We start from the raw sequence: 25,286 nt of genomic DNA on the forward strand, positions 1-25,286 counted from the left end.
TCCGAGGATGAACTCGAGCAAGTACCTGCCGCCCTACACGGCTGCAGAACGCGTCGCGATCACGGGGGACGACCTGTCGCAGCGCACCGTCGAACCGGGCACCGGCACCACGGAGACCGAGGTCCGGTACGCGGACTTCCTCGCCGACGAGGACGACGACTGACGAAGACGACGACTGACGAAGACGACGGCTGACGAAGACGACGACTGACGGGGGAGCCCTGAACGCCTGACCGCTCGACGGGCCCGACAGACCCGACGGCCCGCACGCTGGATCAGGGAGCGCACGGACCGTCGCCGAGGCACGTGACCAGCCGGTTCAGGGAGACCGACCACGAAGCCCCGCACCGGGCTCGCCGAAGCGACACTCGGTGGGTCCACTGGTGAGACGTGCCGAGTGAGCGTTTCGTCACGCGGGGGCAGAAAAATCGCCGGGCGACCTCGATGGTCACCCGGCGATCTCGTCCGTGCGCGGGATCCTGTCGGATCAGGACCGCGTCAGGCCGCGGGCGCAGGGCCGTCGGTGGGCACCGCGTGGTCGGCCACGGGTGCGTCCTCTTCGATGAGCTCGTCCTCTTCCGGTTCGACCACCTCGGCCGCGGCGGCCTTGGCCTCGTCGATGGACTCCTGGGAACGGCGGAGCAGGTCGTCGTCGTGTGCTGCCTGATCGGTCATGCCAGCAACCTACGCGGGCGTCCCTGTGTCGGCGTCCCGGCGACGGGCATCGTGGGTCGGGTCAGAGCGGCCGGTGTGCGGGGGCTCGAAGTCCACCGCGGACGTCGGTGCGGGGGTCGAGGGCATCGCGGGAGCGGCCGGGGCACCGAACGCATCAGCGGCGTCGAGCACCGCACGGGTGGCGGCGACAGCTGTCCGGAGCGCATCGCGGACGGGCATCGCCCGGTGCGCCGGGGTCCGGACCTCGACGCCCCACGGCTCGGCGAACCCGAGTTCGCGCACGGTCCGGATGAAGCCGGGCAGGTCCCACGCTCCGGCACCGGGCAGGTACCGTGCCGTCCGGGACTCCTCGGCGAGGGTCATCCCGCTCGGGGTGTGCAGCAGTCCGTCGCTCAGCTCGACGGCTGCGAGGACCCCCGGTGCGACGCCCTGCCGGATCGACGCGAGGGTGGAACCGCCGCGGAGTGCGTGCATGGCGTCGATGAGCAGGCCGCCGTTCGGGTGTCCGGCGGCGGCGACGAAACGGGAGGCCCGTTCGATCGTGGGCAGGTTCGACCACGGTTCCGGTTCGAGCACGAGCTGCGCTCCGACCGCCTCGGCCTGGTCGGCGAGCACGACCCAGTCGTCGGCCATCGTCGCGGGGGAGGCTCCGGGCAACGAGGTGTCGGCGCGCGCCACCACCTGCCAGGCGCTCAGCGTCGCCGCGGCCTCGAGCACGACACCGCGGTCGGCATCCTCGTCCTGGGTGCGGCTCGTGCACGTCCACCAACGGTCCAGCGGTCCGAGCTGGACCCAGACGATGCCCGCGGCGTCGAGCATGCGCCGCAGTTCGGCGAAGCCCGTCGTGGCGCGGACCTCGTGCAGGTCGTCGAGGGACAGCGACAGGCCGGCGAACCCGGCGGCGCCGACGGCGTGCACCCGGTCGCGGACGCTCTCGTCGCCAGCCCACGTCCAGGACGTGGCGAGCAGGTCGTGTTCCAGCACGGTGGTACCTCCGGCAGTCCCGGGGTGTCCGCGTCGCCCCGTCGCGATGCGCCGCCCCGTGTCCGCCGCGGGCCCCACCCGCGACGATGCCCAAGGATTACCCGTTCTGCCTGCGAGCGCTCCCAGCCCGTCGACACATCGCCGACACGTGCTTCAGACGATCCGGGTCCGGACCTCGCCGACGCCGGCGATCGTGCCGACGAGCACGGCGCCGCGGTCGAGCACGCCGACACCGTCAGGAGTGCCGGTCATCACGAGGTCGCCGGGCGCGAGCGCCACGGACCGTGACAGGGCCGCGATCGTCTCGCCGACCGACCAGATCTGGTCGGTCAGGTCGCCCGACTGCCGGAGCTCGCCGTCCACCGTCAGCTCGATCGCGCCGCTGGTCGGGTCGACGTCGGCCGCCGGGGTGAGCGCCCCGATCGGTGCCGAGGCGTCGAAGCCCTTGGCCGTGTCCCACGGTCGTCCGAGTCGCTTCGCCTCGGCCTGCAGGTCTCGGCGGGTGAGGTCGATCCCGACGGCGTAGCCCCACACGTGTGCGAGCGCGTCGGTGGCGGCGATGTCCGTGCCGCCGGTGCCGATCGCGACGACGAGCTCGACCTCGTGTTCCAGTTGCTGCGTCAGCGGCGGGTACGGGGTGTCGCCGCCGTCGACCACGACCGCGTCCGCCGGCTTGGTGAAGAAGAACGGCGGCTCGCGGTCCGGGTCGTGGCCCATCTCGCGGGCGTGCGCGGCGTAGTTCCGGCCGACGCAGAACACACGGCGGACGGGGAAACGCGCGCCCGTCGTCGTGGGCACGGTCGGGAGGCTCGGGGCCGGGATGACGAGTTCGGTCACGTTCACAGCCTGGCAGGCGCGCAGAGCATCGGTTCAGCTCTCACCGAAGGACGCCTCGTCCTTGAGCTTCCGCGCCCGGGCGCGCTCCTGGCGTTCGCGCCATTCGATGCGCGCCTGACGGAGCTCTTCCTCGGCGCCCTTCGCCCGCATCATGGGCCCGTAGTGCGGGTCCGCCAGCAGTGCGGGCGTCGTCAGTTCGCGTCCGTCGAGCCAGCGCTTGAAGTCCTTGTCACTCAGCTTCGAGATCACCGTTCGCTCCTTCGATCGTCGCTGCGGTCAGGTCGTCGAGTGCCTGGCCGACCCAGCGGTCGTCCGCGGTCGTCCAACTGCGGGTCACCAGCGCAGCCGACAGCACACCCGCAGCCGCGCGCTTTCCTTCGTCGTCCGAGGTTGCCCGGTCGGCGACCCATGACCAACGCTGCCACCACAGGTCGCGGTGCACCGAGAACTCTGCATTTCGCCGTCCGGCGCGCCCGTCGAGCACCGAGGCGACGAGCGCACCCAGCGCGACGGACGCGCTCGTGACCGACACGAGCGCGCTGATCCAGCCGATGTCCATGCCGGAACCCTGACAGCACGGAACCGGCCACGTGGCGGGCGTGACCGGTCCTGTGGAGGGTGCTCCGGGCCTCCCGGCCTGTGGAGGAGTGCGTCAGTTGCCGGGTGCGGCCGCCTCGGTCTCGCCCGCACCGGGGTCACCGCCGGTCCCGCCGCTGGCCGGCTCGTCCTGGGGCCAGCCCGCGAACTCCCAGCCCGCGAGCGACGGGTGGTCCTCGCCCTTCGTGTACGCGAACGTCCGCGCAGCGTCCCGCGCTTCGGACAGCTTCGTGAGCAGGTCGGCGTGCGCCTCGGCGTCCACCCGCGTCAGGGCATCGTGGGCCAGGGCGAATCGGTCCATCTCGTTGCGCATGAGCATGTCGAACGGCGAGGTCGTCGTGCCCTGCTCGAGAAACCCGTGCACGTGCAGGTCGTCGTGCCCGTTCCGGCGGTACGTCAGCTGGTGCACGAGGGTCGGGTACCCGTGGAACGCGAAGACCGTGGGCGTGCCGGGCAGGAAGAGCGCGTCGTACTGCTCGTCCGGGATCGGGTGCTCGTGCTTGCGCGGGTCACCGAGCGCCAGCAGGTCGACGACGTTGAGCACGCGGACCCCGACGCCGGGAGCGTGCTTCCGGATGATGTCGGTGGCGGCGATCGCCTCGACCGTGGGGACGTCGCCGGCACAGGCGAGCACGACGTCGACCTGCCCGACGGCCTGCTCGGTGCCGGCGAAGTCCCACACGCCGAGTCCGGCCTCCGCGTGCGCGACCGCGTCGTCGAGGGACAGGAAGACCGGCTCCGGGTGCTTGCCCGCGACGATCACCTCGATGCGGTCCGTGGTCTCCATCGCGTGCGCGGCGACGGCGAGCAGGGTGTTGGCGTCGGCCGGCAGCTTGATCCGGACGAGGTCCTGCTGCTTCGACGCGACGACGTCGAGGAACCCGGGGTCCTGGTGGGAGAACCCGTTGTGGTCCTGTCGCCAGACGTGCGACGAGAGCAGGAGCGACAGGTTGGACACCGGCACCCGCCAGTCGATGTCGGTCGAGGACTCCAGCCACTTGGCGTACTGCCCGACCATCGAGTCGATGATGTGGGCGAACGCCTCGTAGGTGTTGAGCATCCCGTGCCGACCGGACAGCACGTACCCCTCGAGCATCCCCTCGAGCAGGTGCTCGGACAGGACCTCGGTGACCCGGCCGCGTGCGGCGAGGTGCTCGTCGCCGGCGGCGCGCTGGGCCCGCCAGACGCGCGAGGTCACGTCGAACACGGCGTCGAGCTTGTTCGAGATCGTCTCGTCCGGGCCGAACAGCCGGAAGGTCGACGCGTTCTTCTCGATGAGTGCGGCGAGCCAGGGGCCGAGCGCGCCCGTGGCGGACGCCGTGGAACCGACCTCGACCGCGTACGGCTCGAGCGGCGGCCGATCGAGCGCGGTCCGCAGCCGACCGCCGTTGCCGTGCGGGGTGGCGCTCATCCGTACGTCGCCGGTCGGACGGATCGTGGTCATGATGCCGACCGGGTGGCCGTCCTCGTCGAAGAGCTCCTCGGGACGGTACGAGCGCATCCACTCCTCGAGCTGGGCGCGGTGGCCGTCGTCCTCGCGCACCGCGGGCAGCGGCACCTGGTGCGCGCGGAAGGTCCCTTCAACCTGCTCGCCGTCGACCTCCTTCGGGCCGGTCCAGCCCTTCGGGGTGCGCAGGACGATCATCGGCCAGCGCGGACGCAGGTCGGCGGCACCGGCGGGCTGGCCCGCGGCGGCACGGGCCGCCTGGGCGCGGGCAGCGGCCTGGATGTCGTCGATGCCGGCGAGGGCGCGTCGCAGGGCACCGTCGAACAGGGCGTGCACCGCGTACGGGTCGTCGTCAACGCGGCGGGAGTCGACCACGATCGGGTCGTAGCCGAGCCCGCGGAAGTACGCGGTGAGGTCCTCGTCGGGGATGCGGGCCAGGACGGTCGGGTTCGCGATCTTCCAGCCGTTGAGGTTGAGGATCGGCAACACGGCACCGTCGGACACCGGGTCGAGGAACGTGTGCGCCTGCCACGACCCGGCGAGCGGACCGGTCTCGGCCTCACCGTCACCGACCACGCACGCGACGACGAGGTCCGGGTTGTCGAGCGCCGCACCGTAGGCGTGCGACAGCGAGTAGCCCAGCTCACCGCCCTCGTTGATGGAGCCGGGCGTCTCCGGGGCGGCGTGCGAGGGGATGCCGCCGGGGAACGAGAACTGGCGGAAGAACCGCTGCAGGTCGACGTCCTGGTACAGCTCGTTCCACGTGCCGTCCAGCCAGGCGTTCGCGTTCATCGCCGGGCCGCCGTGCCCCGGGCCGCAGATGTACAGGAACTCGCGCCCGGTCTCCGTGATCAGCGCGTTGCAGTGTGCGTACACGAGGTTCAGTGCGGGGGAGGTGCCCCAGTGGCCGAGCAGCCGCGGCTTGACGTCGTCGGGTTCGATCGGCCTGGTGAGCAGCGGGTTGTCCAGCAGGTAGATCTGCCCGACCGTCAGGTAGTTGGCGGCGCGCCACCAGGCGTCGACCGCCCGGAGCCGGTCGGTGGTGGAGATGTGTGCTGGAGCCATGGGTACACGGTACGAAACACCGGGTTGCGGCACCTCAGGAAACTCGTCCCAAACCGTTCGGGCGGGGGTGCCGAATCACTTGCACAGGGCAAAAGCCCAGGGCGCTCTCCGGTCACAGTTGGCCGGGCTGCAGCTTGTACACAGCAAGCGTGCACACCACGTGCACATTCGGCCACCGGCCGGAGCGCCTCCAGAGCAAAGGACTGATCACGATGCGTAAGAGCCTCAAGACCTCCATCACCCTCGCCACGACCGGCGCCCTCGTCCTCGGCGGTGCCGCGTTCGGGATCTCCTCCGCCCAGGCCGCGACCCCGAACGTGCACACGGTGTCCTCGTCGTCCGAGTCGAAGATCCCCGCACCCGTCGCCTCGGTCCCCGAGGTCCTCGGCGGCTCCACCGCCGTGAAGCTCGACTCCGGCTTCACCGACGCCCTCACCGCCCTGAAGCTCACCCCCGGCGTCTCGGGCGATGCGACCCTGGCTGACGGGTCGGTGTCGTTCCCGATCACCGCCGGGTCGGTCACCTACTGGTCGCCGGATGGCAACTACCGCCCGTACGTGCAGGGCCTGCTGAACCACGACGACTCGGGGCTGACCCTGAAGGCCGGCGACACCACCGTCACGCTGGAGAACTTCGTCGTGAACCCGGGCTCGTCCAAGCTCTACGGCGACGTCCTCGTCAACGGCAAGGTCGCCGCGGCCAACGCGTTCCTGTTCGAGCTGCACGGCGGCTCCCTCAAGCCCCTCCAGCTCGAGGGCGACAACGCCATCCTCACCGGCACCACCGTCCACATCTCCGAGGACGCCGCGGGCCTGCTGAACAAGACCTTCGGCACCGACGCCGTCAAGCGCGGCCTCCTCGTCGGCACCGCCACCATCACCGCGCAGATCAAGTAACACCCCGCACCACCACAGTCGGCCCGGACCACGCAGCAGCGCGGTCCGGGCCGACTTGCGTTTCGCGTCGAGCGTCTCGGGCGCACGCCGGGCCGGCGGCAGCCGCCGTCGTCACGGGCTGGGCGACACCTCACGCGCTCACGTTCGCGAGAACTGTCGCTCAGCGCGAAATCTCGCCCCCGGACGGCGCCGCTCAGCCGCGCCGCCACCACCGCCGTGGCTTCGCCTCGAGCCGCGCCTGCTCCGCAGCCCGCGCGGCAGAAGCCATGCGCACCTCGCGGCGCTCCCGCCAGGCGAGCACCTCGGCCTCGACGTCGCGCATCGGCGTCACCACCGGCGGCCCGCCGAGCAGCTGCCGCCGGGCCTCCTTCACCCGGGCGTTGAAGTCCACGAGGACGTCGCGCACGTCGGTCTCGAGCGACAGGGCATCGAGGGCGTCGTCGAGTTCGGCGTCCTCGGTCCGCAGTGCCAGGGCCGGCGGCGCGATGCCCCGGATGTCCTCACGCTCGATCTTCGACTTGATCCACCAGTCCGGGTCGTGCTGCCCGTCGAGGCCCGGCAGCGGCTTGCCGTGGTACGGGTTGCCCTCGAAGACCCCGCGCCGCTCGGCCTCCGCGATCTGGGCCCGGGCGTGCGCGGCGACGTCGGCGGCCTTGAGCAGCCGACGCTCCTCGCGTTCCGAGCGCACCTCGTCGGGGTCGAGCGACCCCCGCTCGATCTCCTGGTCGACGAGCTGCTGGTAGCGGTAGCGGGCGGCCCTGCGGAGCCGGTCCATCCGTGCATCGACGTCGTTCATCGTCAGACCATGATGCCCCGCGCCCCCGAGGGGCCGTCCAGCCCGGTCAGGACTCTTCTGAGACTTCTTCGATGGTCAGCGCGGCCTGGATGAGCGCCAGGTGTGACAGCCCCTGCGGGAGGTTGCCCATGAAGTCCCCGTCGACGGCGCTGAGCATCTCGCTGAACAGCCCGACGTCGTTCGCCTGCGCGACCATGTCGTCCATCAGCTGCTTCGCGTCGTCGATGCGTCCGACGCACGCGAGCGCGGCGGCGAGCCAGAACGAGCACGCCACGAAGGGGGACTCCTCGTCCTGGATGCCGGAGTACCGGTACACGAGCGGCCCGTGCTGCAGCTGCTCCTCGATGGCGCGGATCGTGGACTCCATGCGCGGTCCGCGGTCGAACGCCGACATCGCGTGCAGCAGGATCGAGCAGTCGAGCGCGTCGGTGCCCGGGTACATGACGTAGTGGCCGAGCTCCTCGTTCCACCCGTTCTCGGCGACCCAGTCCTCGATGAGCTCGCGGTTCTCGATCCACTTCTCGCGCGGGCCGTCGATCATCCCCGCGTCGTGCAGCTCGACCGCCGCGTCGAGCGCCTGCCAGCAGCCGATCTTGCTCGTCGTGTAGTGCTGTGCCTCCTGCAGCTCCCACATGCCCGAGTCCGGCTCCACCCAGCGGTGGCACGCGTCGTCGGCCAGTTCCTGCAGCACCGCGGCCGTCTTGCGGTCGAGCACGTTGCCGGCTCGGACGTACTGGCGCATGATCTCGAACACGTCGCCCCAGACCCCGAGCTGCAGCTGGTCACCAGCCCGGTTGCCGATCGTGACCGGCCCGATGCCGCTCCAGCCCGGGACGTCACGTTCCTCGACGGTGTCGCTCTTCGACCCGTCGAGTCCGTAGAAGATCGGCATCGTCTCGTCGTGCTCGGCGATCGTGCGCATCACCCACGACACGGCGGCGTGCGTCTCCTCGCGCAGGCCGAAGCGGGTGAGCGCGTGCACCGTGTACGCCAGGTCGCGCACCCAGGCGAACCGGTAGTCCCAGTTCTTGCCGCCGGTGCGGTCCTCGGGCAGGCTCGTCGTCGGGGCCGCAGCGATGGCGCCGGTGGGGGAGAAGATCAGGAGCTTCAGGGCGAGGGCGCTGCGCTGGACCGCGTCCGACCAGGGGCCGTCGTAGCTGAACTCCTTCGACCAGGTCGACCAGTTCTCGATCGTGCGGTCGACCCCTTCGAGCGTGCGCTCCGGCTCGGGCAGGAAGATCGGCTCGTCGTACGTGCCGACGATGGTCAGGATCGACTTCGAGCCCTCGGTCGTCGAGAACCGCCCGGAGAACCGTGGCCCGTCGTCGTGCACCGGTTCGAAGCCCTGCTCGACGATCGCGATGGTCACGCCGTCGACGCCGATCACCGTGCCGTTCGCGGTGTCGAGTCGGCGCGGTTCCGCGGTGTTCAGGATCGTGCCGGGCACGACCGCCCACTCCATCTCGACCGAGCCGTCGACCCCCTGCACGCAGCGGCCGATCTCGGCCCAGGGCAGCCGTCCGGCCACTCCGGTGACCATGGCGTCGGTCACGGTGGCGGTGCCGGACGGGGTCGTCCAGGTCGTCACGAGCACGTTCGTGCCCGGCAGGTAGGCGCGGGACACCTGCGCCTGGTCGTCCACGGGCCGCAGGGCGACGTGTCCGCCGTGCTCGGCGTCGACGATGCTCGCGAACACCGGCGGTGAGTCCATCGACGGGATCGGCAGCCAGTCGATCCGGCCGTCGAGCGCGATGAGGGCGACCGTCCGCCCGTCGCCGATCGCGCCGTACGAACGGAGCGGGACGTACCCGTTCGTCCGTTCCTCGTTCTCGGTCGCGTCGGGGGTGTCTCGCGTGCGCTCGGTCATGCGTCCAGCCTGCCCCGGCCCCGGTGGCGACCATCAGGCGGACGTACCCCTCGTGGAGAACGCACGCCGGGCCTCCAGCCTGTGGAGAACCGCCGGAGAACCGCCGGAGCACCCCCGGAGCCCGCCGGGGAAGCGCCAGAGCACCGCCGACACGCCCACGTGACTTGCGCATCCCGGGCGTGTCGCACTAGCGTCGTGCTCCTGCCGATCGGCAGACCGCCCGCCCCGGGCACACCGGAAGGACCGCGCATGCGCGCCGTGCAGCACAACGAGGAACGCGTCGAGCTCCAGCTCGCCGCGGCCGCCGTGCTGCCCGAGCAGCAGTGGTCCCTCCGCTATCCCGCGTAGGCACGCGACGTCCCACGACGCCCCGTGCCCACCCGGCCCGGGGCGTTCGTCAGCACCGCCTCCTTCCGTCCGCCACGTCCGGCGACGACCAGGAGGCCCGGCGTACGACCGCCTCGGACCGTCACCTCGACCGTCACGAAAGCGAGACGACTCCATGAAGAAGATCAACGACCGATTGCTCAGCTGGGCCTCGATGCTCGAGGACAACACCGAGCAGCAGGCCCGCACGACCGCGCGCATGCCGTTCGTGTTCCCGCACCTGGCCCTCATGCCCGACGCACACCTCGGCCTCGGGGCCACCGTCGGGTCCGTCATCCCGACCCTCGGCGCGATCATGCCGGCGGCCGTCGGCGTGGACATCGGCTGCGGCATGATCGCGGTCCGAACGCAGTTCACCGCCACCGACCTGCCCGCCGACCTGCAGGGGCTGCGCGAGCAGATCGAGCGCGCGATACCGCTGTCGGCCGGTGCGTCGAACCGGAAGATCGTGGCGACCGCCGCGCCCCGGATCGCCGAGCTCGAGGCGATGGCCGAGACCGCCGGGTTCGACCCGGACGGCGTGCACGGCGGGTGGCGGAACCAGCTCGGCACCCTCGGGTCCGGCAACCACTTCATCGAGGTCTCCCTCGACGAGCAGGACCGGGTCTGGCTCTTCCTGCACTCCGGGTCGCGTGGCGTCGGCAACAAGATCGCGCAGCGGCACATCAAGGTCGCCAAGAAGGCGATGGAGCGGTGGTGGATCCAGCTGGCGGACCCCGACCTGGCGTACCTGGTCGAGGGCACGCCGGAGTTCGACCGGTACATCGCCGAGCTCCGGTGGGCCCAGCACTTCGCGCTGCTCAACCGCGAGGAGATGATGGACCGCGTCGTCCGGCAGCTGTCCGAGGCCGTCGGCACGCCCGTCGACGAGCTCGAGCGGATCAACTGCCACCACAACTTCACGCAGCGTGAGACGCACTGGGGCAAGTCCGTGTGGGTGTCGCGGAAGGGTGCGATCCAGGCGAAGGCCGGGCAGCCCGGCCTGATCCCCGGGTCGATGGGCACCGCGTCGTACGTGGTCGAGGGACTCGGCAACAAGCCCTCGCTCGAGTCGTCCCCGCACGGTGCCGGCCGGCTGTTCTCGCGGAGCGCGGCCCGGCGGACCTTCACCCACGAGCAGCTGCGCGAGGCGATGACCGGCATCGAGTACCGCGACACCGACGCGTTCCTCGACGAGATCCCGGCGGCGTACAAGCCGATCGACCAGGTCATGGCGGACGCCGAGGACCTCGTGTCGATCCGGCACACCCTGCGGCAGGTCGTCAACGTGAAGGGCGACTGAGACGCGCCCACCGACGGACGGGAGGCCCGTGGCGGCACCGCCACGGGCCTCCCGTCCGCCACGTGGCGGACCGCACGGCCCGGCGCGCCCCGGACAGGACGGCACGCGTCGGGCACGCTGGGGCGTGATGAGCGACACGGCGGAGCACGCGGCGAAGGAAACCGGACGACAGGTCCGGCGAGCGGCCGACAGCCGTTGGTTCGAGGTCACGGCACGCGCCGGGTTCGTCGGCAGCGGCATCGTCCACCTGCTGATCGGGTACCTGGCGATCCTGCTCGGGATCGGCAACGCGTCCTCCGGCGGCGAGACGGACCAGTCCGGTGCGCTGCAGCAGATCGCCGCGGTCCCCGGCGGGGTGTTCCTGCTCTGGCTGATCGCCGTCGGCACCGCCGCACTCACCGTGCGCCTGATCGTCGAGGCGATCGTCGGCGGCCGTTCCGACACCACCCGGGGCTGGCTCGCCCGGCTGAAGGACGTCGCGAAGGCCGTGGTCTACGGCGTGATCGCGTACTCGGCGGCCTCGTACGCGCTCGGTGCCGGGTCGAGCTCGAGCAGCTCGTCGCAGAGTGCCGCGGCGAAGACCCTGGCGACGCCGGGCGGGGTGTTCGTGCTGCTCCTCGCCGGGGCGATCGCGGTCGCGGTCGGCATCGGCCTCGTGGTGATCGGCTGCCGCCGGTCGTTCCGCAAGCAGATCACGCGACCGTCGGGTCAGCTCGACCGTGTGGTCACCGTGCTCGGCGTCGTCGGGTACGTCGGCAAGGGGATCGCCGTGGTCATCGTGGGCGTGCTCATCGCCGTCGCGGGGCTGCAGAGCGACCCCGACCAGGCCACCGGCCTCGACGCAGCGTTCGACGCCGTGCGGCGCATGCCCGGTGGGGTGTTCGTCCTCGTCGCGATCGGCATCGGGTTCCTGGCCTTCGGCGTCTACAGCTTCTTCCGCGCGCGGTTCGCCCGCCTCTGACCCGCGGGTGCACGGACGACCGGGCCGGCGCGGACCTTCGCGCTGCGCGACACCTCACGGGCCGGAGCGGGCGTGAGGTGTCGCGCAGCCCGTGAACTCGCCGCCGCCGCCGCCCCCCACGCCTGAGCGAGCACGGACCGTCCTCGCGGTAGAAGGGGCCGATGAGCACGAACGTCACGACCGGCCCCGCGACCGTCTTCGCCGACGCCCGAGCGGTCCTCGCCGAGAGCATCGTCTGGGACCCGTCCGCACAGCTGCTCCGGTGGGCCGACATCACCCTCGGCACGCTCAACACCGCCGAGGCCGACGGCACGGTGCGGTCGAGCGTGCCGCTGCCGCCCCCGCTGGCGAGCTTCCAGCCCCGGGCCTCCGGCGGGTTCGTCGCGGCCCTCGGGGACACCGTCGTGGTGACGGACGAGCAGGGTGCCGTGGAGCGCGAGATCGCCCGCGTCACCCACAGCACCTCGGGCAACCGGTTCAACGAGGGCAAGTGCGACCCGTTCGGCCGGTTCCTGGTCGGCAGCATGAACGTGACGACCGGCGAACCCGACGCGGCGCTCTACTCGATCGAGGCCGACGGCACGACCCGGGTGCTCCGCGGCGGCTTCGGCGTGACGAACGGCATGGAGTGGTCGGAGGACGGCAGCACGATGTACGTCACCGACACCAGCGCCTCGACGGTCTTCCGCGGGTCGTACGGCGCGGACGGCGAGCTCGGCGAACTCGAGCCGTTCATCGTCGGTCACGCGCACGACGGCCTGGTCCGCGACGACGAGGGCTGTTTCTGGAGCGCGATCTACGGCGGTTCCCGCGTCGAGCGCTACGGGCCCGACGGCTCGCACCTGGAGACGGTGGAGCTCCCCGTCGCCAACCCGACCTCGGTGGCGTTCGGCGGCCCGGACATGTCGACGCTCTTCGTCGGGACGGCCCGCGAGAACCTCACCGAGCAGGACCTGGAGCAGGCGCCGCGGTCCGGTGCGGTCTTCGCGGTGCCGACGACGGTGCACGGGTTCCCCGCGAACACCTTCAGCGGCTGAGCACGTCGTCGCCGCCCGCGCGGACGGCGGCCGGGTATCCTGGGCGACCGCCCGACCGGAGGAGACCCACGTGGACGACGAACGCCAGGCACCCCGGCCGGACCCGGCCGGCGAGCTCGCCCAGGCCGAGGACGCCGACGTCACGGTGCAGGTGGACCGGGTCGCGGTCGACGGCACCTACGTCCGGGTGAGCTCGATCGGCGAGCCGGGCGCGCGGGCCTTCGTGCTGGTCGCGGGCCTGGGCATCGCGTCGACCTACTACGAGCGGCTCGCCCCGCACCTCAACGAGAACGGTCCGGTGCACGCGCTCGACCTGCCGGGGTTCGCCGGCGTCCCGCGATTCCGCGGGAAGGTCTCGATCGAGCGCTACGCGGACGCGGTCGAACGGGTCATCGACGACCTCGGGCTCCAGGACCCGGTCCTGGTCGGGCACTCGATGGGCACGCAGGTCGTCACCGAGGTCGCCGCCCGCCGTCCGGGGATCTCCGACCTCGTGCTCATCAGCCCGGTGGTCGACTCGTCGGCACGCACGGTCCGGCAGTCGGCGTTCCGGTTCCTGCGGTCGACGCTGCACGAGCCCGCCGCGGTCCGGTGGCACGGCATCACGGCGTACGCGCTGTGCGGGTGGCACTGGTTCCGGAAGGTCCTGCCACGGATGATCGCGTTCCCGATCGAGGAGCGCGCCGCCCACGTGCAGGCCCGCACCCTGATCGTCCGCGGTGAGCACGACGCGATGGTGCCGCGGGACTGGGTCCGCCGGCTGGCGCGGGTGTTCCCGTACGCGGTCCTCCGCGAGGTCGTCGACGGCGCACACTCGGTCATGCACGCACAGGCCGACGCGGTCGCGCGCCTCGCGGTGGCGCACGTCGACCACCGGATCCCCGACCGGGGCGTGTCGTCGCTGCAGCGGGTGCGCGACCACTCGACGTCGTCGGACCTGGCGCGGCTCAGCCCGGGGGACGCCTGGTTGCTGGTCAAGTCGCGCTTCATCGAGCTGTTCGGGATGGCCCGGAACGACGACGAGACGCTCGAGGCGGCCAAGTCCGCGCACGCCGTCGCGATGGCGGACGGCGACGACCTGCCGGTCGACCCGGCGGACCGCCGGGCGGTCGTCGACGAAGTGGCGCCGGAGTCGAAGTAGCGAGCACCGTCGCACCAGCGCGCGTCGCGATCTGCGGGCGACCGCCTGGAGGCCCGGTGCCGGTCCGACGGACCGGCGCCGGGCCTCCAGGGCGTCGCGACCAACGCGACGGGCGAGCGGTCAGGGCGTGATGCGGCCCGGCAGCATGTCGGGCGTCAGCGCGTTCGCCTCGGCGAGGACCTTGCGGGCCTCGTCGGTCTTGTCCCACACGTTCCAGAGCAGCACGCCCCGGACGGTGTCGTCGTCGTCCAGGTAGTAGACGACGCCGGTCACGGTGGGGTCCTGCCAGTCCTCGACCGTGCGGAGCTTCGAACTGACCTGCCCCACTGCCTCGTACCCCATGTCGAAGACGTCGGAGTAGAACATCGGCGTGTGGTCGTAGGTCTCGTCGGCGTCGGCCAGGTTGCGGCCGGCCTGCCGACCCTGCTGCTGGGCGTTGTCGACGTGCTCGACGCGTCGCGTGCCGAGGATCCGGTCCGGGTACTCCGCGACGTCGCCGGCCGCGAAGACCGAGTCGTCGTCGGTGAGCAGTGTCGAGGTCACCACGATGCCGTCACGGACGGTGAGTCCGGCGTCGGCGGCGAGCTGCGTCGCGGGTTCGATGCCGAGTCCGGCGACGACGGCGTCGGCCTCGACCACGGAGCCGTCGTCGAGCGTCAGCCGCACGCCGTCCGTCGTCTCGGTGCCCTCGGACACCCGGCGGCCGGTGCGGAGCTCCACGCCGTGGTCGACGAAGCGCTGCTGGAACGCCCGTGCCAGGTCCTCGGGGAACATGCGTCCGCCGACGACCTCGTCCGGGTCGACCAGTGTGACGCGCGCACCGTTCTGCACGATGCCCGCCGTGATCTCCTGGCCGATGTACCCGCCGCCGACGACGGCGACGTGTGCTCCGGCATCCGCGAGTTCGCGCAGCCGGCGGTAGTCCGACGCGCTGCGGTAGTCGAGCACGCGTGCCGACGGGGACAGCCCCGGCAGCCCGCGCGGCTTCCCTCCGGTCGCGAGCAGGAGCCGCTCGTAGCCGTGGGTCGCGCCGTCGGCCGTCGTGACGGTCGTCGCGGCACGGTCGATCGCGGTCACCGCGGTGCCCAGGACGAACTGCGCCCCGGTCTCCTCGGTGTGCAGGTCGACCTTGTCGTCCCAGCTGAAGTCCGGGTCGGTCCAGAGCTTCTTCGACAGCGCGGGCCGCGCGTAGGGCCGGTCGACGTCCTCGCTGAGGATGCCGATCGATCCGTCGGTGTCGAGTTCGCGGATGCCGCGGGCAGCGGCGTCGGCGACCATCCCGCCGCCGACGATGAGGTAGCGGAAGTCGGTCATGACGCCTCCTGGCGGTGCTGTGGCACCACGATCAGATCGTGGCGACCGAGCCGGAGTCGACCCGGTAGTTGGCGCCGTTCACGAAGCTGGCCAGGTCGGAGCACAGGAAGGCCACGACGTTCGCGACCTCTTCCGGCTCGCCGCGGCGCTTGAGCTCCATGTACGGCCGCTCTTCTTCGAGGAAGCTGCCGATGGCCTCGTCGAACGAGGTCCCGCGTTGCTTGGCTCGCTTGTCCATCATCGCGTCGGTCATCGGCGTGTGGATGAACGCGGGAGAGACCGTGTTCACCAGCAGGCCCTCGGAGGCGTAGGAGCGCGACAGGCCCTTCGCGAACGAGAGCACCCCGGCCTTGGCGGCGCAGTAGGGCAGTTCGTCGTCGTACGGCTGCGAGGCGTCCTCGGACACCAGGTAGACGATGCGTCCCCAGCCGCCCTGGCGCAGGTCGCCGATGAACTCGCGGGTGATCCGCACCGGCCCCATCAGGTCGATGTCGATCGTCTCCGCCCAGCCGGCCTCGTCGATCTCGTGGAACATGCCCTGGGCGCCGGTGACGCCCGAGGACTGCACCAGGATGTCGATCTCGCCGACGGCCTCGCGCACCTTGTCGTGCAGGGCGGCGAGGCTCTCGGCGCTCCGGACGTCGGCGGCGAAGGCGTGCAGCTTGCCGATCGGTGCCTCGAGCTGGTCGGCACTGGTGTCCAGACGGCTCTGGTCGATGTCGGTGACGACCACGGTCGCACCCTCTGCCAGGAGGATTCGCGCCGTGTTCCAGCCGATGCCGGAGTCGCCGCCGAAGACGAGTGCGGTCTTGCCCTGGATACCGAGGTCCACCCGGGCCCCTACGCGTGCGCCGACGCGTCGGCGACGGCGGGCGTGGTGGCGGAGGCCAGCGGAGTGCTGGGCGCGCGGTTCTCGGCGGAGACCATCCACGCGAGCTGCTCGAGGCGCTCGATGAAGCCGTGGAGCAGGTCCGCGGTCGTCGGGTCTTCCTCGTCGACCTCGTCGTGGACGTCGCGCATGGTGCCGGTCGCCTGGTACAGCCGGAGCGTGACCTGGTCGATGGCGTCGTGCGTGGTGATCTCGCCCGAGGGGAACGCGTCGAGGTGGCTTCCCGCGGAGACGGTCGCCGAGCGGCCGTCCGGCACGAGGTACAGCGCGCGCATGCGCTCGGCGGTGTCGTCGGCGAACTCACGAGCCGCGTCGACGATCTCGTCGAGCTGCAGGTGGAGGTCGCGGAAGTTGGTGCCGAGGATGTTCCAGTGGGCCTGCTTGCCCTGCAGGTGCAGGTCGATGAGGTCCACGAGGACCGCCTGGAGGTTCTTGGCCATCTTGTCCGAAGCGTGCATGGTTGTGGCTCCTTTCGCGTCGGTGTGACCGTTCCGGTCTACGCGGTGCCGCAGTGCACGCTCTCAGTGCGCTCGGAGGCAGCGTCCCCCGGGGTCGTCCGGCGCGGTGCCGCTCAGTGCGACGGCGCGGGGTCGACCTGGTCGACGGCCTCGCGCATCTGCTCCAGGAAGCCGGCGACGATCCGGGCCTCGGACGCGGGGAGTCCCTCGGCGATCGACATCATCCGGCGGTGCATCACGCCGAGCGTGGCGCGGACCTCGTCGTCGGTCTCGGTCGTCGGCGTGATGACGAGCGCCCGGCGGTCGGTGGGGTGCGGGTCGCGGCGGACGTGGTTCGACTTGACCAGGCGGTCGATGAGGATCGTCGTCGAGGCCGACGAGATCTTCAGGTACGCGGCGAGGTCCTTCGGGCTCACGGCGGTGCCGGAGCGCTGCGCCTGCAGCAGGAAGCGCACGGCGAGCAGGTCGGTCTCGCCCATGCCCATCGAGTCGCGGGTCCGGCGGCGCATGGCCGTCTCGGCGGATCGGTACCGGCGCAGGGCGTTGAGCACGGCGACCCCGCGTTGGGTCGCGTCGTCGTCCGGGAACCAGTACCCGGACGCCTCGGTGATCTCCTGCGTCGACATGGCGTTCAGGGTAACCCGTCTCGTATCTCGGTCGTCTAGCGGACTCCCGGGTTCCGCCACGACCGGTGCGTCCGCACCGTCCGATGCGTTCGCAACGACCGTTGCGTCCGCACCGGACGGACAGGAGGCCCGTGGCGGGGTCGCCACGGGCCTGGTGTCCGGTGGTTCGTCGCGTTACGCGGCTGCCTGCTCGTCCGTGCCGGCTGCGGCCTCGGCGAGCGCGGTGAGCGCGCCCTGCACGAGCGTCGTGACCTCGGCGTCCTCACGCGGGTGGGTCTCCGCGAAACGGACGACCGACTGCGGGATGGCGACCTTGACGTCCTCCAGGACCTTCGCACCGGCGATGCCGGCGGCCTTGCGGGCGTCGTCGTGCGCCCAGACGCCGCCGTACTGGCCGAACGCCGAGCCGATCACGGCGAGGGGCTTGCCGGACAGCGGCGAGGCGCCGAACGGACGCGAACCCCAGTCGAGCGCGTTCTTCAGGACGGCGGGGATGGTGCCGTTGTACTCGGGGGTGATCAGCAGGACGGCGTCCGCGGTGGCGACGGCGTCGCGGAAGGCGACGGCAGCGGCGGGCGGGGTGTCGCCGTCGATGTCCTCGTTGTAGAACGGCAGGTCGACGATGCCGTCGAAGGTGTGCAGCTCGATGCCCTCCGGCGCGTGGTGCGCGGCGGCCTCGGCGAGCTTGCGGTTGATGGAGTCGGCGCGCAGGCTGCCGACGAGGACGAGGACGTTCGTCATGGAGCTCCTTCTGTTGCGGGATGCTGTTGCTGGACGGAAAGGTGTCAGCGACAACCAATGCGATCGTACGGGGCGCTATTCCCAGCCCCCTGGGTACGGTGGCGACGTGACCACGCTTCGGACCCCGGCCAGCACGCCACGAACCACCGACCCGACCTGGTGGCGCGATGCCGTCGTCTACCAGGTCTACCCACGCAGCTTCGCCGACACCGACGGCGACGGGCTCGGTGACGTCGCGGGCATCACGAGCCGGGTGCCGTACCTGGCGTCGCTCGGTGTCGACGCGCTGTGGCTCTCCCCGTTCTTCCCGTCGCCGCTCGCCGACGGGGGCTACGACGTCGCTGACTACCGTGCGGTCGACCCGAAGCTCGGGTCCCTCGACGACCTCGACGCCCTGGTCCGGGCAGCCCACGAACACGACCTGAAGGTCATCGTCGACATCGTGCCGAACCACACCTCGGACCAGCACGAGTGGTTCCGGGCCGCACTGGCGTCCTCGCCGGGGTCGGCCGAGCGTGCGCGGTACGTGTTCCGCGAGGGGTCCGGCGACTCCGGGGAACTGCCGCCGAGCGACTGGGTGTCGAACTTCGGCGGCAGCGCGTGGACCCGGGTTCCGGACGGGCAGTGGTACCTGCACCTGTTCGCCCCCGAGCAGCCGGACCTGGACTGGTCGAACCCCGAGGTCCGCGCCGACTTCGAGGACACGCTGCGCTTCTGGTCCGACCGCGGTGTCGACGGGTTCCGCGTGGACGTCGCGCACGGGCTGGCGAAGGACCTGTCGACCCCGTACCGGCCGTCGAACGAGCAGGACCTGCCGCTCGACGGCTCCGACCCGCTGTACGACCGCGACGAGGTGCACGAGATCTTCGCCACCTGGCGTCGGGTGCTCGACGAGTACGAGCCGCCCCGTGCCGCGGTCGCCGAGGCCTGGGCCCCTGCACCCCGCCGTGTCCTGTACGCCCGGCCGACGGAGCTCGGGCAGGCCTTCAACTTCGACCTGCTCGAGGCCCCGTTCGAGCCGGACGCCTTCCGTCAGATCATCGAGCGGAACCTGGCCGCCTCGGAGCACTCGGGTGCCTCGAGCACCTGGGTGCTCTCGAACCACGACGTCGTGCGGCACCCCACCCGGTACGGCCTGCCGGACGGCACCGACACCGACGCCTGGCTCATGACGGACGGCACGACGCCGGAGCTCGACCGTGCACGGGGGCTCCGCCGGGCACGCGCGGCGACGCTGCTGATGCTGGCGCTGCCGGGGTCGTCGTACGTGTACCAGGGCGAGGAGCTCGGGCTGCACGAGGCCGCCGCGATCCCGCGCGACCTGCTGCAGGACCCGAAGTGGCTCCGCACCGGGCACACCGTGAAGGGCCGGGACGGCTGCCGCGTGCCGATCCCGTGGACGCGCTCCGGGCCGTCGTTCGGCTTCGGGGACGTCGCTCCGCACCTGCCGCAGCCGCAGGACTTCGGGGAGTCCTCGGTCGAGGCCGAGGACGGCGATCCCGGGTCGACCCTGTCGCTGTACCGCCGGGCGCTGGCCGCACGACGTCGGCTGCAGCAGGGGGAGGCGCTGACGTGGCTGGAGTCCGGCTCCGAGGTCGTGGCGTTCGCCCGGCACGACGGCTGGCGGTCGTTCACGAACTTCGGCACGGAGCCGGTGCCGTTGCCCGCCGGCACGGTCGTCGTCGCGTCGGGACCGCTCGACGAGGTCTCGCCCGGTGTGCTGCCCGGCGAGACGACGGTGTGGTTGGCCTGAGCGGACAGGTTCTTCCTCCACAGCCCGGAGGCCCGTGGTGGTGTTCCACAGATCGTCTCGCCGCCGCCCGGGGTGACCTCCCGATCGCGAGCATCGGGGCATGACAGATCCCACTGCTCCAGCATCCGGTCCACGACCACTCCGGTCGCGGGTCGTCCGCCGCCTCGCTGCGGTCGGCGCCGCGCTGACCGCCCTCGGTGTGCTCGCGGCGCCCGCCGTGCTCCCGTCCGGGTCGAGCGCCGCTGCGCTCGACTTCCCCTACGTCAACGAGTTCGCCGGTGCGTCCGGCGGCACCCTGCAGGGTGACGCCGCGGTGTCCGACGGCCGCCTTCGACTCACCGACGACGTCCGGGACCAGGCCGGTTCCTGGTCGACGAACGACACGTTCCCCTCCGACACCGGGCTCGAGATCGAGTTCACCTACGCCATGTACACCGCGAAGGACGACCCCGGGGCCGACGGCCTGCTGCTCTACCTGGCCGACGGGGCCGCACCACAGGGTGTCGGGTCGTACGGCGCCGGCCTCGGGTACGCCTGCCGCAGCACCGAGACCGAGGGCGGTGGACGCCCGTGCGACCTGCCGGGGGTCCCCGGTGGCTTCGCCGCGGTCGCGATCGACCACTACGGCAACTTCTCGTCGCGCATCAACGACTCCGGTCCGGGTGCCCAGGCCGACCACGTCGTCGTCCGCGGTTCGGGTGACGGGACCGATGGCTACCGCTACGTCGCCGGCGTCGCGGCCCCCGGCGGCACGGTGACCGACGGCGCCACACCGCGGAAGGTCCGCGTCACCCTGCTGCCCGAGGCCGACGGCGGCCTCGCCGTGACGGTCCGGATCCAGGCCGGCGGGGCCCTGCGGACGGTGCTGGACTCGGTGCCGCTGCACGGCGACGGACAGGCCCCGCTGCCGAGCACGCTCCGCCTCGGGTTCGCCGCGGCCACCGGCAGCCACGTCGACAAGCACGAGGTCGACGCGCTGCAGGTGTGGAAGCCGGCGGACCTGTCGGTCGAGCACGACCTGCCCGCGACCGTCACGGCCGGCGACCCCGTCCGGTACGACGTCACGGCTCGGAACCCCGGTCCGAACGCCGCCGATCCGAGCCCGTTGCACGTCGACGTGCCGGACGGCATCCAGGACGTCACCTGGACGTGCACCGCGGCGGCGGGCTCCGCCTGCGCGACCGCGACGGGGAGCGGTGACGTGGCGACCGACCTGTCCCTGCCCCGCGACGGTTCGGCCGTGGTGACGATCGAGGGGCGGGTCGCCGCGGGCACCGAGGGGAGCCTGGAGAGCGTCGCCACGATCGCCACGCCTGCGTCGTTGTCCGACACGAACGAGACGGACAACGTCTCGCGGGCGAGCACGACCGTGACGGCACCGGCGGCCGTCGCGCACGTCGAGACGGACAAGTCGGTGTCGCCGTCGACCGTCGCACCCGGTGACGAGGTCGAGTACCTCGTGACCGCACGGAACCGGGGTCCGGCGGTCGCGGAGCACGTCGGGGCCGTCGACGACCTGCCCGAGGCCATGCGCTTCGCCGGTTCGGACGACGGGTGCACCGCCGAGGGGCAGCGCGTGACGTGCCGATCCGACGTCTCGCTCGACGTGGGGGAGACCCGGGCCTTCCGGATCCGCGCCGTGCTCGATCCGGGCTACCGGGGGGACGGATCCGACGTGGTGAACGTGGCGACCGCGACCTCGCCGACCGACCCGGACGGTGGCGACCCGTCCACCGGTGTGGCGATCGTCGTCGACCCGGACGACGACGGACCGGCGCCGAGCCCCGCGCCGACGACCGGTCCGGCACCGGACGACGGGGACGGATCCGGTACCGGTGGCTCCGGCGACGGCGACGGCCCCGGGGCGGGTGCTGACCACGGGCGTGCGGGTGCTCCGGCAGCGGACCACGGCGCCGCCGCGCCCGTGGGAGCCCTCGCGTACACCGGCGCCGAAGGGGTCGGCCTCGCCGCCGCGCTCGCCGCCCTGGCCGCCGCCGTCGGGTCCGTGTGCTGGTGGCTCGCCCGACGTCGTGCCCGCCGGAACGCGCCGACCGACGACCCGCAGCAGCCCTGAACACCGCCGGGACGGCACCGGAAGCGGCGCCGTCCCGGCGCACGGGTGTGCACGTCCACAGGGGGTGGAGACGCCGCCGGTCGGGCGTTCACCCCACCGGCGGTAGGATCGGATCCACGATCCGCATGCCCGAAAGAGGTCTCGTGTCCGACACCGTGGACGACGCCACCACCGTGGAAGACGCGACCCAGCGCGCGCGGTACTGGCCGATCCCGATCCTCCGGGCGGTCCCCGCAGCGGTCGTCGCGATGGTCATCACCTTCTCGACCAACCACGCCGCGGGCTACGGTCTCGTGCTGTTCGGTGGCTTCGCCCTGGTCGAGGGCCTCGTGCTCCTGTTCGCCGGGATCTCCCGACTGCCCCTCGACGGCCGTTCGCGTCGCACGACCCTGCTGCAGGCCGTCATCACCCTGCTCGCCGCGGTCGCCGCGTTCGCGTGCAATGGGTTCGGGCTGCCGGCCTTCATCACGGTCATCGTCGCGTTCGCGGTGCTGACCGGGGCCCTCGAGCTGTCGCAGGGGCTCCGTGCCCGGCGTCGCTCACCCTTCGCTCGCGACTGGACCACGATCGGCGGCCTCACGCTGCTGCTCGCGGTCGCCTTCCTCGTCACGCCGCCCGACTACTCCCAGCAGCTCGGTGGCGTGGAACAGGTCACCGGCACCCTCGACGCCTCGATCGTGCTCGTCGGCCTGCTCGGCGCGTACCTCGCCATCACGGCCGTCTTCCACGTGATCGCCGGCCTCTCGCACAAGTGGGGCACGGCCACGCCGGCCGTCGCCCCGGACGGAGCACCACACGCATGACCACCCCCAGCCGTCGTGACCGTCTGCGCCCGGTCGAGCTCCTCGGGATCTCCGCGATCGTCGCGGTGTTCACCGGGCTCGTCGTGCTGTTCTCGACGCGGGAGCTGCAGCTGGCCGTGATCTTCCTCGGCGTTGCGTTCATCGTGGTCGTCGTCGTGCTCGCGATGCTGCAGCTCGCCTCGTCGAGCGAGCAGGACGACAACGACATGCTCGGCGGGCACAAGACGCCTGGCGAGGGCGACGGCGACGACTTCCACTGACGGCTGACCCAGCGGCGACCGCGTCCTGACGCCGGACACGCCCGAGGTCACGAATCAGGAACGGTCCTGTCAGGATCGCGGGTCCTGCCGACACCTCTGGGTGAAGGAGGTGGGATGTGGACGTGACGACCGGCACCGACACGGACGAAGGACTCGTCCGTGCGATGGCACAGGGGGACACCGGAGCGCTCGCACGAGCGTTCGACCGGTACGCCGCCACCCTCACCCGGTACGCCTGGGCACTCGTGGACAACCGCTCCGACGTCGAGGAGATCGTGCAGGACGCGTTCCTCACGCTCTGGCAGCGGGCGGCGACCCTCGAGCTGCCGGCGGACACCGTGCTGCCGTGGCTGCTCGTCGTCTGCCGCAACCACGCCTTCAACACCGGCCGCAAGCAGGCCCGTCGTCGCGCGGACGAACTCCCCGAGCACCTCGCCTCGCCCGCCGACCACGACGAGGCCCGCGAGACCCTGCGCTGGGTCCGTGCCGAGATCGCCGCGCTCCCCGACCTCGACCGCCGCATCTGCGAGCTCTGCCTCCTCGAGGGGTACTCCTACGCCGAAGCCGCGGAGTTCCTCGGTCTCACGGTCGGTGCGGTCACCCAGCGGGTCTCCCGCAACCGACGTCGACTCAAGAAGGCGGTGATGCACGATGAACACTGAACCTCCCCAGGGAGACGAGCTGCAGCGCATGCTCGTCTCGATGAAGCAGAACGTCCTCGAACGCGCCACGCCCCGCCCGAAGCGACGTCGTGGTCGCTCGGGCGTCGTGGTCGGCGTCGTCGCCCTGCTGGCACTCGGCACCGCGACCGGTGCCGTGGCCCTGACCCTGTCGCAGCAGAACGCCGACCCGGTCGCCGCTCCCACCCAGACCCAGCAGCCCGAACCGTCGCCGTCCGCGACCACGCCGAGCTCCGCCCCGATCACGGGCGCCCCGGTCCCGAAGCCCACCCCGACCCCCCCGTGGCGACGATCCCGGCGACCTGCCGCGACATGGTGCCGGCGGAGGACTACACGCGGCTCTTCGGGGATACTCCGCTGACCGAGATCTCGAAGGCGAAGGACGGGACGGCCGGCGGCGATGGTGAAGACGTCACCTGGGCGGACGGGGAGTCGGAGATCATCTGCAACTGGGCCGACCCGCGGGCGGACGTCAGCGGGCTGACCATGACCATCGGGACGGCCGGGCCCGGGGCCGCGGACGTGCTCGCGACCAGTCCGCTCCAGTGCGAGGACCGTGACGGCGGCCGGGTGTGCCAGTCGTCCGTCCGCGCCGAGACCGGCCCGGTCGACCAGGTCTCCACCTTCTTCCTGCGCGACGACACTTTCATCGTGATCCGGCAGGCGAACTTCCCGACGAACGGTCTGCTGGACGCCGTGGTCGGGGAGATCTGGGGGGACTGACGGCCTGGAGGCACGTGGCGGACCCGACCCGTGCCTCCAGTCCGTCGGTGGGGTCCACCCACCGACGCCGCGTCACCCCACCCGCGCCGCCACGATGTCGCGTGCCAGCGTCCGGACCGCGCGGCTCGGCTCCGGGGACGTCCTGACCGCCAGACCGATGCGGAGCGGTTCGACCTCGTCCTCCAGGTCGAGCACCGCACCGTCGTACCGCACCCCCGAGTCCGGCACGACCCCGACACCGAGGCCGGCCGAGGCGAACCGGATCACGGCGGGCATGTCGTTCATCTCCGCGACGATGCGCCGCCGGATGCCGAGGCGCTCGAGTGCCCCGTCGAGGATGATCCGGTTGCCGAACCCGTGCGCCGTGTCGACGAATGGTTCATCGGCGAGTTCGGCGAGCGACACCGACGACCGGCCGGCGAGCGGGTGGTCCGACGCGGTGAACACCCGGAACGGCATCTCCCGCAACGGCTCCACGACGACGCCGGCGGGCACGGTGGGCAGGCCCGTGTAGGCGATGTCGAGCCGCCCGGCGACCAGGTCCTGCACGAGCCCGGTCGTCCCCGACGGCGAGGTCATCAGCTCCACGGCGACGAGCGGGTGCTGCCGTCGGAACCGCTGCAGCACGCCCGTCAGGTCGACGATGTCCATGCTCGTGAAGATGCCGAGCCGCACCCGGCCCCGCAGGTCGGCGTCGTCGGCGGTGGCCAGGTCGCGCATCCGGTCGAGGGACTCGAGCACCGCGCGGGCGTGGGGGAGCAGGTCCTCGCCGGCGGGGGTCAGCACGAGCTGCCGGCCCGTGCGGTCGAAGAGCCGCACCCCGAAGCTGCGTTCGAGCGAGGCGATGCCCGCGGACACCGTGGACTGCGCCGCCCAGAGTCGTTCGGCCGCCCGGGTGACGCTGCCCTCGGCGGCGACGGTGACGAACTGTTCGAGCAGCCGGGTCTCCATCGTCCGAGTATCGAACAGATCGATCGTGCACATCAAGCGCAT

27 protein-coding genes are annotated in these 25,286 nt (G+C 71.8%); 13 read left to right on the top strand and 14 right to left on the bottom strand.

What is annotated here, in order from left to right; all coding sequences use genetic code 11:
• Positions 1-7 precede the first annotated feature (7 nt).
• Entirely contained in the window at positions 8-163 is a 156-nt protein-coding gene (locus tag ACZZ9K_RS12355) for a hypothetical protein (RefSeq protein ID WP_185974087.1), read from the top strand.
• 335 nt (positions 164-498) lie between these two features.
• Here ACZZ9K_RS12355 and ACZZ9K_RS12360 read toward each other — a convergent pair whose 3' ends face one another.
• The 6 genes from ACZZ9K_RS12360 to ACZZ9K_RS12385 all read right to left on the bottom strand — a co-directional run bounded on the left by ACZZ9K_RS12360 (position 499) and on the right by ACZZ9K_RS12385 (position 5,605).
• Positions 499-675 carry a hypothetical protein gene (locus tag ACZZ9K_RS12360; RefSeq protein ID WP_155896953.1) on the bottom strand — a complete coding sequence of 59 codons (177 nt, stop codon included), beginning with the start codon at positions 673-675 and terminating at the stop codon, positions 499-501.
• Between the two features lie 9 nt (positions 676-684).
• Entirely contained in the window at positions 685-1,659 is a 975-nt protein-coding gene (locus tag ACZZ9K_RS12365) for a sugar phosphate isomerase/epimerase family protein (RefSeq protein ID WP_463444194.1), read from the bottom strand.
• A 153-nt stretch (positions 1,660-1,812) separates the two neighbouring features.
• Positions 1,813-2,496, bottom strand: a complete 684-nt coding sequence (locus ACZZ9K_RS12370; RefSeq protein ID WP_301629169.1) for a fumarylacetoacetate hydrolase family protein — start codon at positions 2,494-2,496, stop codon at positions 1,813-1,815.
• 33 nt (positions 2,497-2,529) lie between these two features.
• Positions 2,530-2,745, bottom strand: coding sequence for a hypothetical protein (locus ACZZ9K_RS12375; RefSeq protein ID WP_110893998.1), 216 nt, complete (start codon positions 2,743-2,745; stop codon positions 2,530-2,532).
• The gene (locus ACZZ9K_RS12380) at positions 2,726-3,055 is read right to left on the bottom strand and encodes a hypothetical protein (RefSeq protein ID WP_463444195.1); all 330 of its coding nucleotides are present in this window, start codon (positions 3,053-3,055) and stop codon (positions 2,726-2,728) included. Before ACZZ9K_RS12380 ends, ACZZ9K_RS12375 begins: the two co-directional genes overlap by 20 nt.
• Before the next feature lie 93 nt (positions 3,056-3,148).
• Positions 3,149-5,605 carry a phosphoketolase family protein gene (locus ACZZ9K_RS12385; RefSeq protein WP_463444196.1) on the bottom strand — a complete coding sequence of 819 codons (2,457 nt, stop codon included), beginning with the start codon at positions 5,603-5,605 and terminating at the stop codon, positions 3,149-3,151.
• Positions 5,606-5,817: 212 nt separating this feature from the next.
• Between ACZZ9K_RS12385 and ACZZ9K_RS12390 the strand changes: the two genes are divergently transcribed.
• On the top strand, positions 5,818-6,501 hold the full coding sequence (locus tag ACZZ9K_RS12390; protein ID WP_110865654.1) for a hypothetical protein: 684 nt from the start codon (positions 5,818-5,820) through the stop codon (positions 6,499-6,501).
• 193 nt (positions 6,502-6,694) lie between these two features.
• Here ACZZ9K_RS12390 and ACZZ9K_RS12395 read toward each other — a convergent pair whose 3' ends face one another.
• Both ACZZ9K_RS12395 and ACZZ9K_RS12400 read right to left on the bottom strand, forming a co-directional pair.
• Positions 6,695-7,297 (bottom strand): DnaJ family domain-containing protein, encoded by a 603-nt coding sequence (locus ACZZ9K_RS12395; RefSeq protein ID WP_259411005.1) that lies wholly within the window; start codon positions 7,295-7,297, stop codon positions 6,695-6,697.
• A gap of 46 nt (positions 7,298-7,343) precedes the next feature.
• Complete coding sequence (locus ACZZ9K_RS12400) at positions 7,344-9,164, bottom strand: glycoside hydrolase family 15 protein (protein WP_463444197.1); 1,821 nt, start codon at positions 9,162-9,164, stop codon at positions 7,344-7,346.
• A 502-nt stretch (positions 9,165-9,666) separates the two neighbouring features.
• On the opposite strand from ACZZ9K_RS12400, the gene ACZZ9K_RS12405 reads away from it, so the two are divergent.
• From ACZZ9K_RS12405 to ACZZ9K_RS12420, 4 genes are all read left to right on the top strand, one after another.
• Positions 9,667-10,833: an RtcB family protein gene (locus ACZZ9K_RS12405; RefSeq protein WP_463444198.1), complete on the top strand. Its 1,167-nt coding sequence runs from the start codon at positions 9,667-9,669 to the stop codon at positions 10,831-10,833.
• A gap of 127 nt (positions 10,834-10,960) precedes the next feature.
• Positions 10,961-11,794, top strand: coding sequence for a DUF1206 domain-containing protein (locus ACZZ9K_RS12410; RefSeq protein ID WP_463444199.1), 834 nt, complete (start codon positions 10,961-10,963; stop codon positions 11,792-11,794).
• Between the two features lie 161 nt (positions 11,795-11,955).
• Positions 11,956-12,831 carry an SMP-30/gluconolactonase/LRE family protein gene (locus ACZZ9K_RS12415; protein WP_138802415.1) on the top strand — a complete coding sequence of 292 codons (876 nt, stop codon included), beginning with the start codon at positions 11,956-11,958 and terminating at the stop codon, positions 12,829-12,831.
• Between the two features lie 70 nt (positions 12,832-12,901).
• Positions 12,902-13,972 carry an alpha/beta fold hydrolase gene (locus ACZZ9K_RS12420; RefSeq protein WP_463444200.1) on the top strand — a complete coding sequence of 357 codons (1,071 nt, stop codon included), beginning with the start codon at positions 12,902-12,904 and terminating at the stop codon, positions 13,970-13,972.
• A 120-nt stretch (positions 13,973-14,092) separates the two neighbouring features.
• Here ACZZ9K_RS12420 and ACZZ9K_RS12425 read toward each other — a convergent pair whose 3' ends face one another.
• The 5 genes from ACZZ9K_RS12425 to ACZZ9K_RS12445 all read right to left on the bottom strand — a co-directional run bounded on the left by ACZZ9K_RS12425 (position 14,093) and on the right by ACZZ9K_RS12445 (position 18,000).
• Positions 14,093-15,286 (bottom strand): NAD(P)/FAD-dependent oxidoreductase, encoded by a 1,194-nt coding sequence (locus ACZZ9K_RS12425; RefSeq protein WP_463444201.1) that lies wholly within the window; start codon positions 15,284-15,286, stop codon positions 14,093-14,095.
• A gap of 31 nt (positions 15,287-15,317) precedes the next feature.
• Complete coding sequence (locus ACZZ9K_RS12430; RefSeq protein ID WP_111101471.1) at positions 15,318-16,118, bottom strand: SDR family NAD(P)-dependent oxidoreductase; 801 nt, start codon at positions 16,116-16,118, stop codon at positions 15,318-15,320.
• Positions 16,119-16,126: 8 nt separating this feature from the next.
• Positions 16,127-16,633 (bottom strand): Dps family protein, encoded by a 507-nt coding sequence (locus ACZZ9K_RS12435; protein WP_017886495.1) that lies wholly within the window; start codon positions 16,631-16,633, stop codon positions 16,127-16,129.
• Between the two features lie 113 nt (positions 16,634-16,746).
• Positions 16,747-17,259 (bottom strand): MarR family winged helix-turn-helix transcriptional regulator, encoded by a 513-nt coding sequence (locus ACZZ9K_RS12440; protein ID WP_027464983.1) that lies wholly within the window; start codon positions 17,257-17,259, stop codon positions 16,747-16,749.
• 174 nt (positions 17,260-17,433) lie between these two features.
• Positions 17,434-18,000 (bottom strand): NADPH-dependent FMN reductase, encoded by a 567-nt coding sequence (locus ACZZ9K_RS12445; protein WP_027464982.1) that lies wholly within the window; start codon positions 17,998-18,000, stop codon positions 17,434-17,436.
• A 106-nt stretch (positions 18,001-18,106) separates the two neighbouring features.
• Here ACZZ9K_RS12445 and ACZZ9K_RS12450 point away from each other — a divergent pair, with 106 nt between their 5' ends.
• The 7 genes from ACZZ9K_RS12450 (at position 18,107) to ACZZ9K_RS12480 (ending at position 24,293) form a co-directional block, all read left to right on the top strand.
• The gene (locus ACZZ9K_RS12450; protein WP_027464981.1) at positions 18,107-19,753 is read left to right on the top strand and encodes a glycoside hydrolase family 13 protein; all 1,647 of its coding nucleotides are present in this window, start codon (positions 18,107-18,109) and stop codon (positions 19,751-19,753) included.
• 100 nt (positions 19,754-19,853) lie between these two features.
• Positions 19,854-21,827, top strand: a complete 1,974-nt coding sequence (locus tag ACZZ9K_RS12455; RefSeq protein ID WP_463444202.1) for a hypothetical protein — start codon at positions 19,854-19,856, stop codon at positions 21,825-21,827.
• A 143-nt stretch (positions 21,828-21,970) separates the two neighbouring features.
• Entirely contained in the window at positions 21,971-22,630 is a 660-nt protein-coding gene (locus ACZZ9K_RS12460; protein ID WP_051596596.1) for a DUF308 domain-containing protein, read from the top strand.
• The gene (locus ACZZ9K_RS12465) at positions 22,627-22,890 is read left to right on the top strand and encodes a hypothetical protein (RefSeq protein ID WP_027464979.1); all 264 of its coding nucleotides are present in this window, start codon (positions 22,627-22,629) and stop codon (positions 22,888-22,890) included. Before ACZZ9K_RS12460 ends, ACZZ9K_RS12465 begins: the two co-directional genes overlap by 4 nt.
• Before the next feature lie 122 nt (positions 22,891-23,012).
• Positions 23,013-23,552 (top strand): RNA polymerase sigma factor, encoded by a 540-nt coding sequence (locus ACZZ9K_RS12470; RefSeq protein ID WP_463444203.1) that lies wholly within the window; start codon positions 23,013-23,015, stop codon positions 23,550-23,552.
• Positions 23,542-23,931: a hypothetical protein gene (locus tag ACZZ9K_RS12475; protein ID WP_463444204.1), complete on the top strand. Its 390-nt coding sequence runs from the start codon at positions 23,542-23,544 to the stop codon at positions 23,929-23,931. Before ACZZ9K_RS12470 ends, ACZZ9K_RS12475 begins: the two co-directional genes overlap by 11 nt.
• Positions 23,853-24,293 carry a hypothetical protein gene (locus ACZZ9K_RS12480; RefSeq protein WP_463444205.1) on the top strand — a complete coding sequence of 147 codons (441 nt, stop codon included), beginning with the start codon at positions 23,853-23,855 and terminating at the stop codon, positions 24,291-24,293. Before ACZZ9K_RS12475 ends, ACZZ9K_RS12480 begins: the two co-directional genes overlap by 79 nt.
• Positions 24,294-24,365: 72 nt before the next feature.
• Here ACZZ9K_RS12480 and ACZZ9K_RS12485 read toward each other — a convergent pair whose 3' ends face one another.
• Positions 24,366-25,244 (bottom strand): LysR family transcriptional regulator, encoded by an 879-nt coding sequence (locus ACZZ9K_RS12485; protein ID WP_027464977.1) that lies wholly within the window; start codon positions 25,242-25,244, stop codon positions 24,366-24,368.
• Positions 25,245-25,286: the final 42 nt, after the last annotated feature.

Source organism: Curtobacterium sp. AC268, from assembly GCF_979258745.1.

Excerpts from the sequence above, each read along its gene's own strand:
- ACZZ9K_RS12355 (WP_185974087.1), top strand. The coding sequence starts at position 8 with ATGAACTCGAGCAAGTACCTGCCGCCCTACACGGCTGCAGAACGCGTC.
- ACZZ9K_RS12360 (WP_155896953.1), bottom strand. The coding sequence starts at position 675 with ATGACCGATCAGGCAGCACACGACGACGACCTGCTCCGCCGTTCCCAG.
- ACZZ9K_RS12380 (WP_463444195.1), bottom strand. The coding sequence starts at position 3,055 with ATGGACATCGGCTGGATCAGCGCGCTCGTGTCGGTCACGAGCGCGTCC.
- ACZZ9K_RS12385 (WP_463444196.1), bottom strand. The coding sequence starts at position 5,605 with ATGGCTCCAGCACACATCTCCACCACCGACCGGCTCCGGGCGGTCGAC.
- ACZZ9K_RS12390 (WP_110865654.1), top strand. The coding sequence starts at position 5,818 with ATGCGTAAGAGCCTCAAGACCTCCATCACCCTCGCCACGACCGGCGCC.
- ACZZ9K_RS12395 (WP_259411005.1), bottom strand. The coding sequence starts at position 7,297 with ATGAACGACGTCGATGCACGGATGGACCGGCTCCGCAGGGCCGCCCGC.
- ACZZ9K_RS12400 (WP_463444197.1), bottom strand. The coding sequence starts at position 9,164 with ATGACCGAGCGCACGCGAGACACCCCCGACGCGACCGAGAACGAGGAA.
- ACZZ9K_RS12405 (WP_463444198.1), top strand. The coding sequence starts at position 9,667 with ATGAAGAAGATCAACGACCGATTGCTCAGCTGGGCCTCGATGCTCGAG.
- ACZZ9K_RS12410 (WP_463444199.1), top strand. The coding sequence starts at position 10,961 with ATGAGCGACACGGCGGAGCACGCGGCGAAGGAAACCGGACGACAGGTC.
- ACZZ9K_RS12415 (WP_138802415.1), top strand. The coding sequence starts at position 11,956 with ATGAGCACGAACGTCACGACCGGCCCCGCGACCGTCTTCGCCGACGCC.
- ACZZ9K_RS12425 (WP_463444201.1), bottom strand. The coding sequence starts at position 15,286 with ATGACCGACTTCCGCTACCTCATCGTCGGCGGCGGGATGGTCGCCGAC.
- ACZZ9K_RS12435 (WP_017886495.1), bottom strand. The coding sequence starts at position 16,633 with ATGCACGCTTCGGACAAGATGGCCAAGAACCTCCAGGCGGTCCTCGTG.
- ACZZ9K_RS12440 (WP_027464983.1), bottom strand. The coding sequence starts at position 17,259 with ATGTCGACGCAGGAGATCACCGAGGCGTCCGGGTACTGGTTCCCGGAC.
- ACZZ9K_RS12445 (WP_027464982.1), bottom strand. The coding sequence starts at position 18,000 with ATGACGAACGTCCTCGTCCTCGTCGGCAGCCTGCGCGCCGACTCCATC.
- ACZZ9K_RS12455 (WP_463444202.1), top strand. The coding sequence starts at position 19,854 with ATGACAGATCCCACTGCTCCAGCATCCGGTCCACGACCACTCCGGTCG.
- ACZZ9K_RS12465 (WP_027464979.1), top strand. The coding sequence starts at position 22,627 with ATGACCACCCCCAGCCGTCGTGACCGTCTGCGCCCGGTCGAGCTCCTC.
- ACZZ9K_RS12475 (WP_463444204.1), top strand. The coding sequence starts at position 23,542 with ATGAACACTGAACCTCCCCAGGGAGACGAGCTGCAGCGCATGCTCGTC.
- ACZZ9K_RS12485 (WP_027464977.1), bottom strand. The coding sequence starts at position 25,244 with ATGGAGACCCGGCTGCTCGAACAGTTCGTCACCGTCGCCGCCGAGGGC.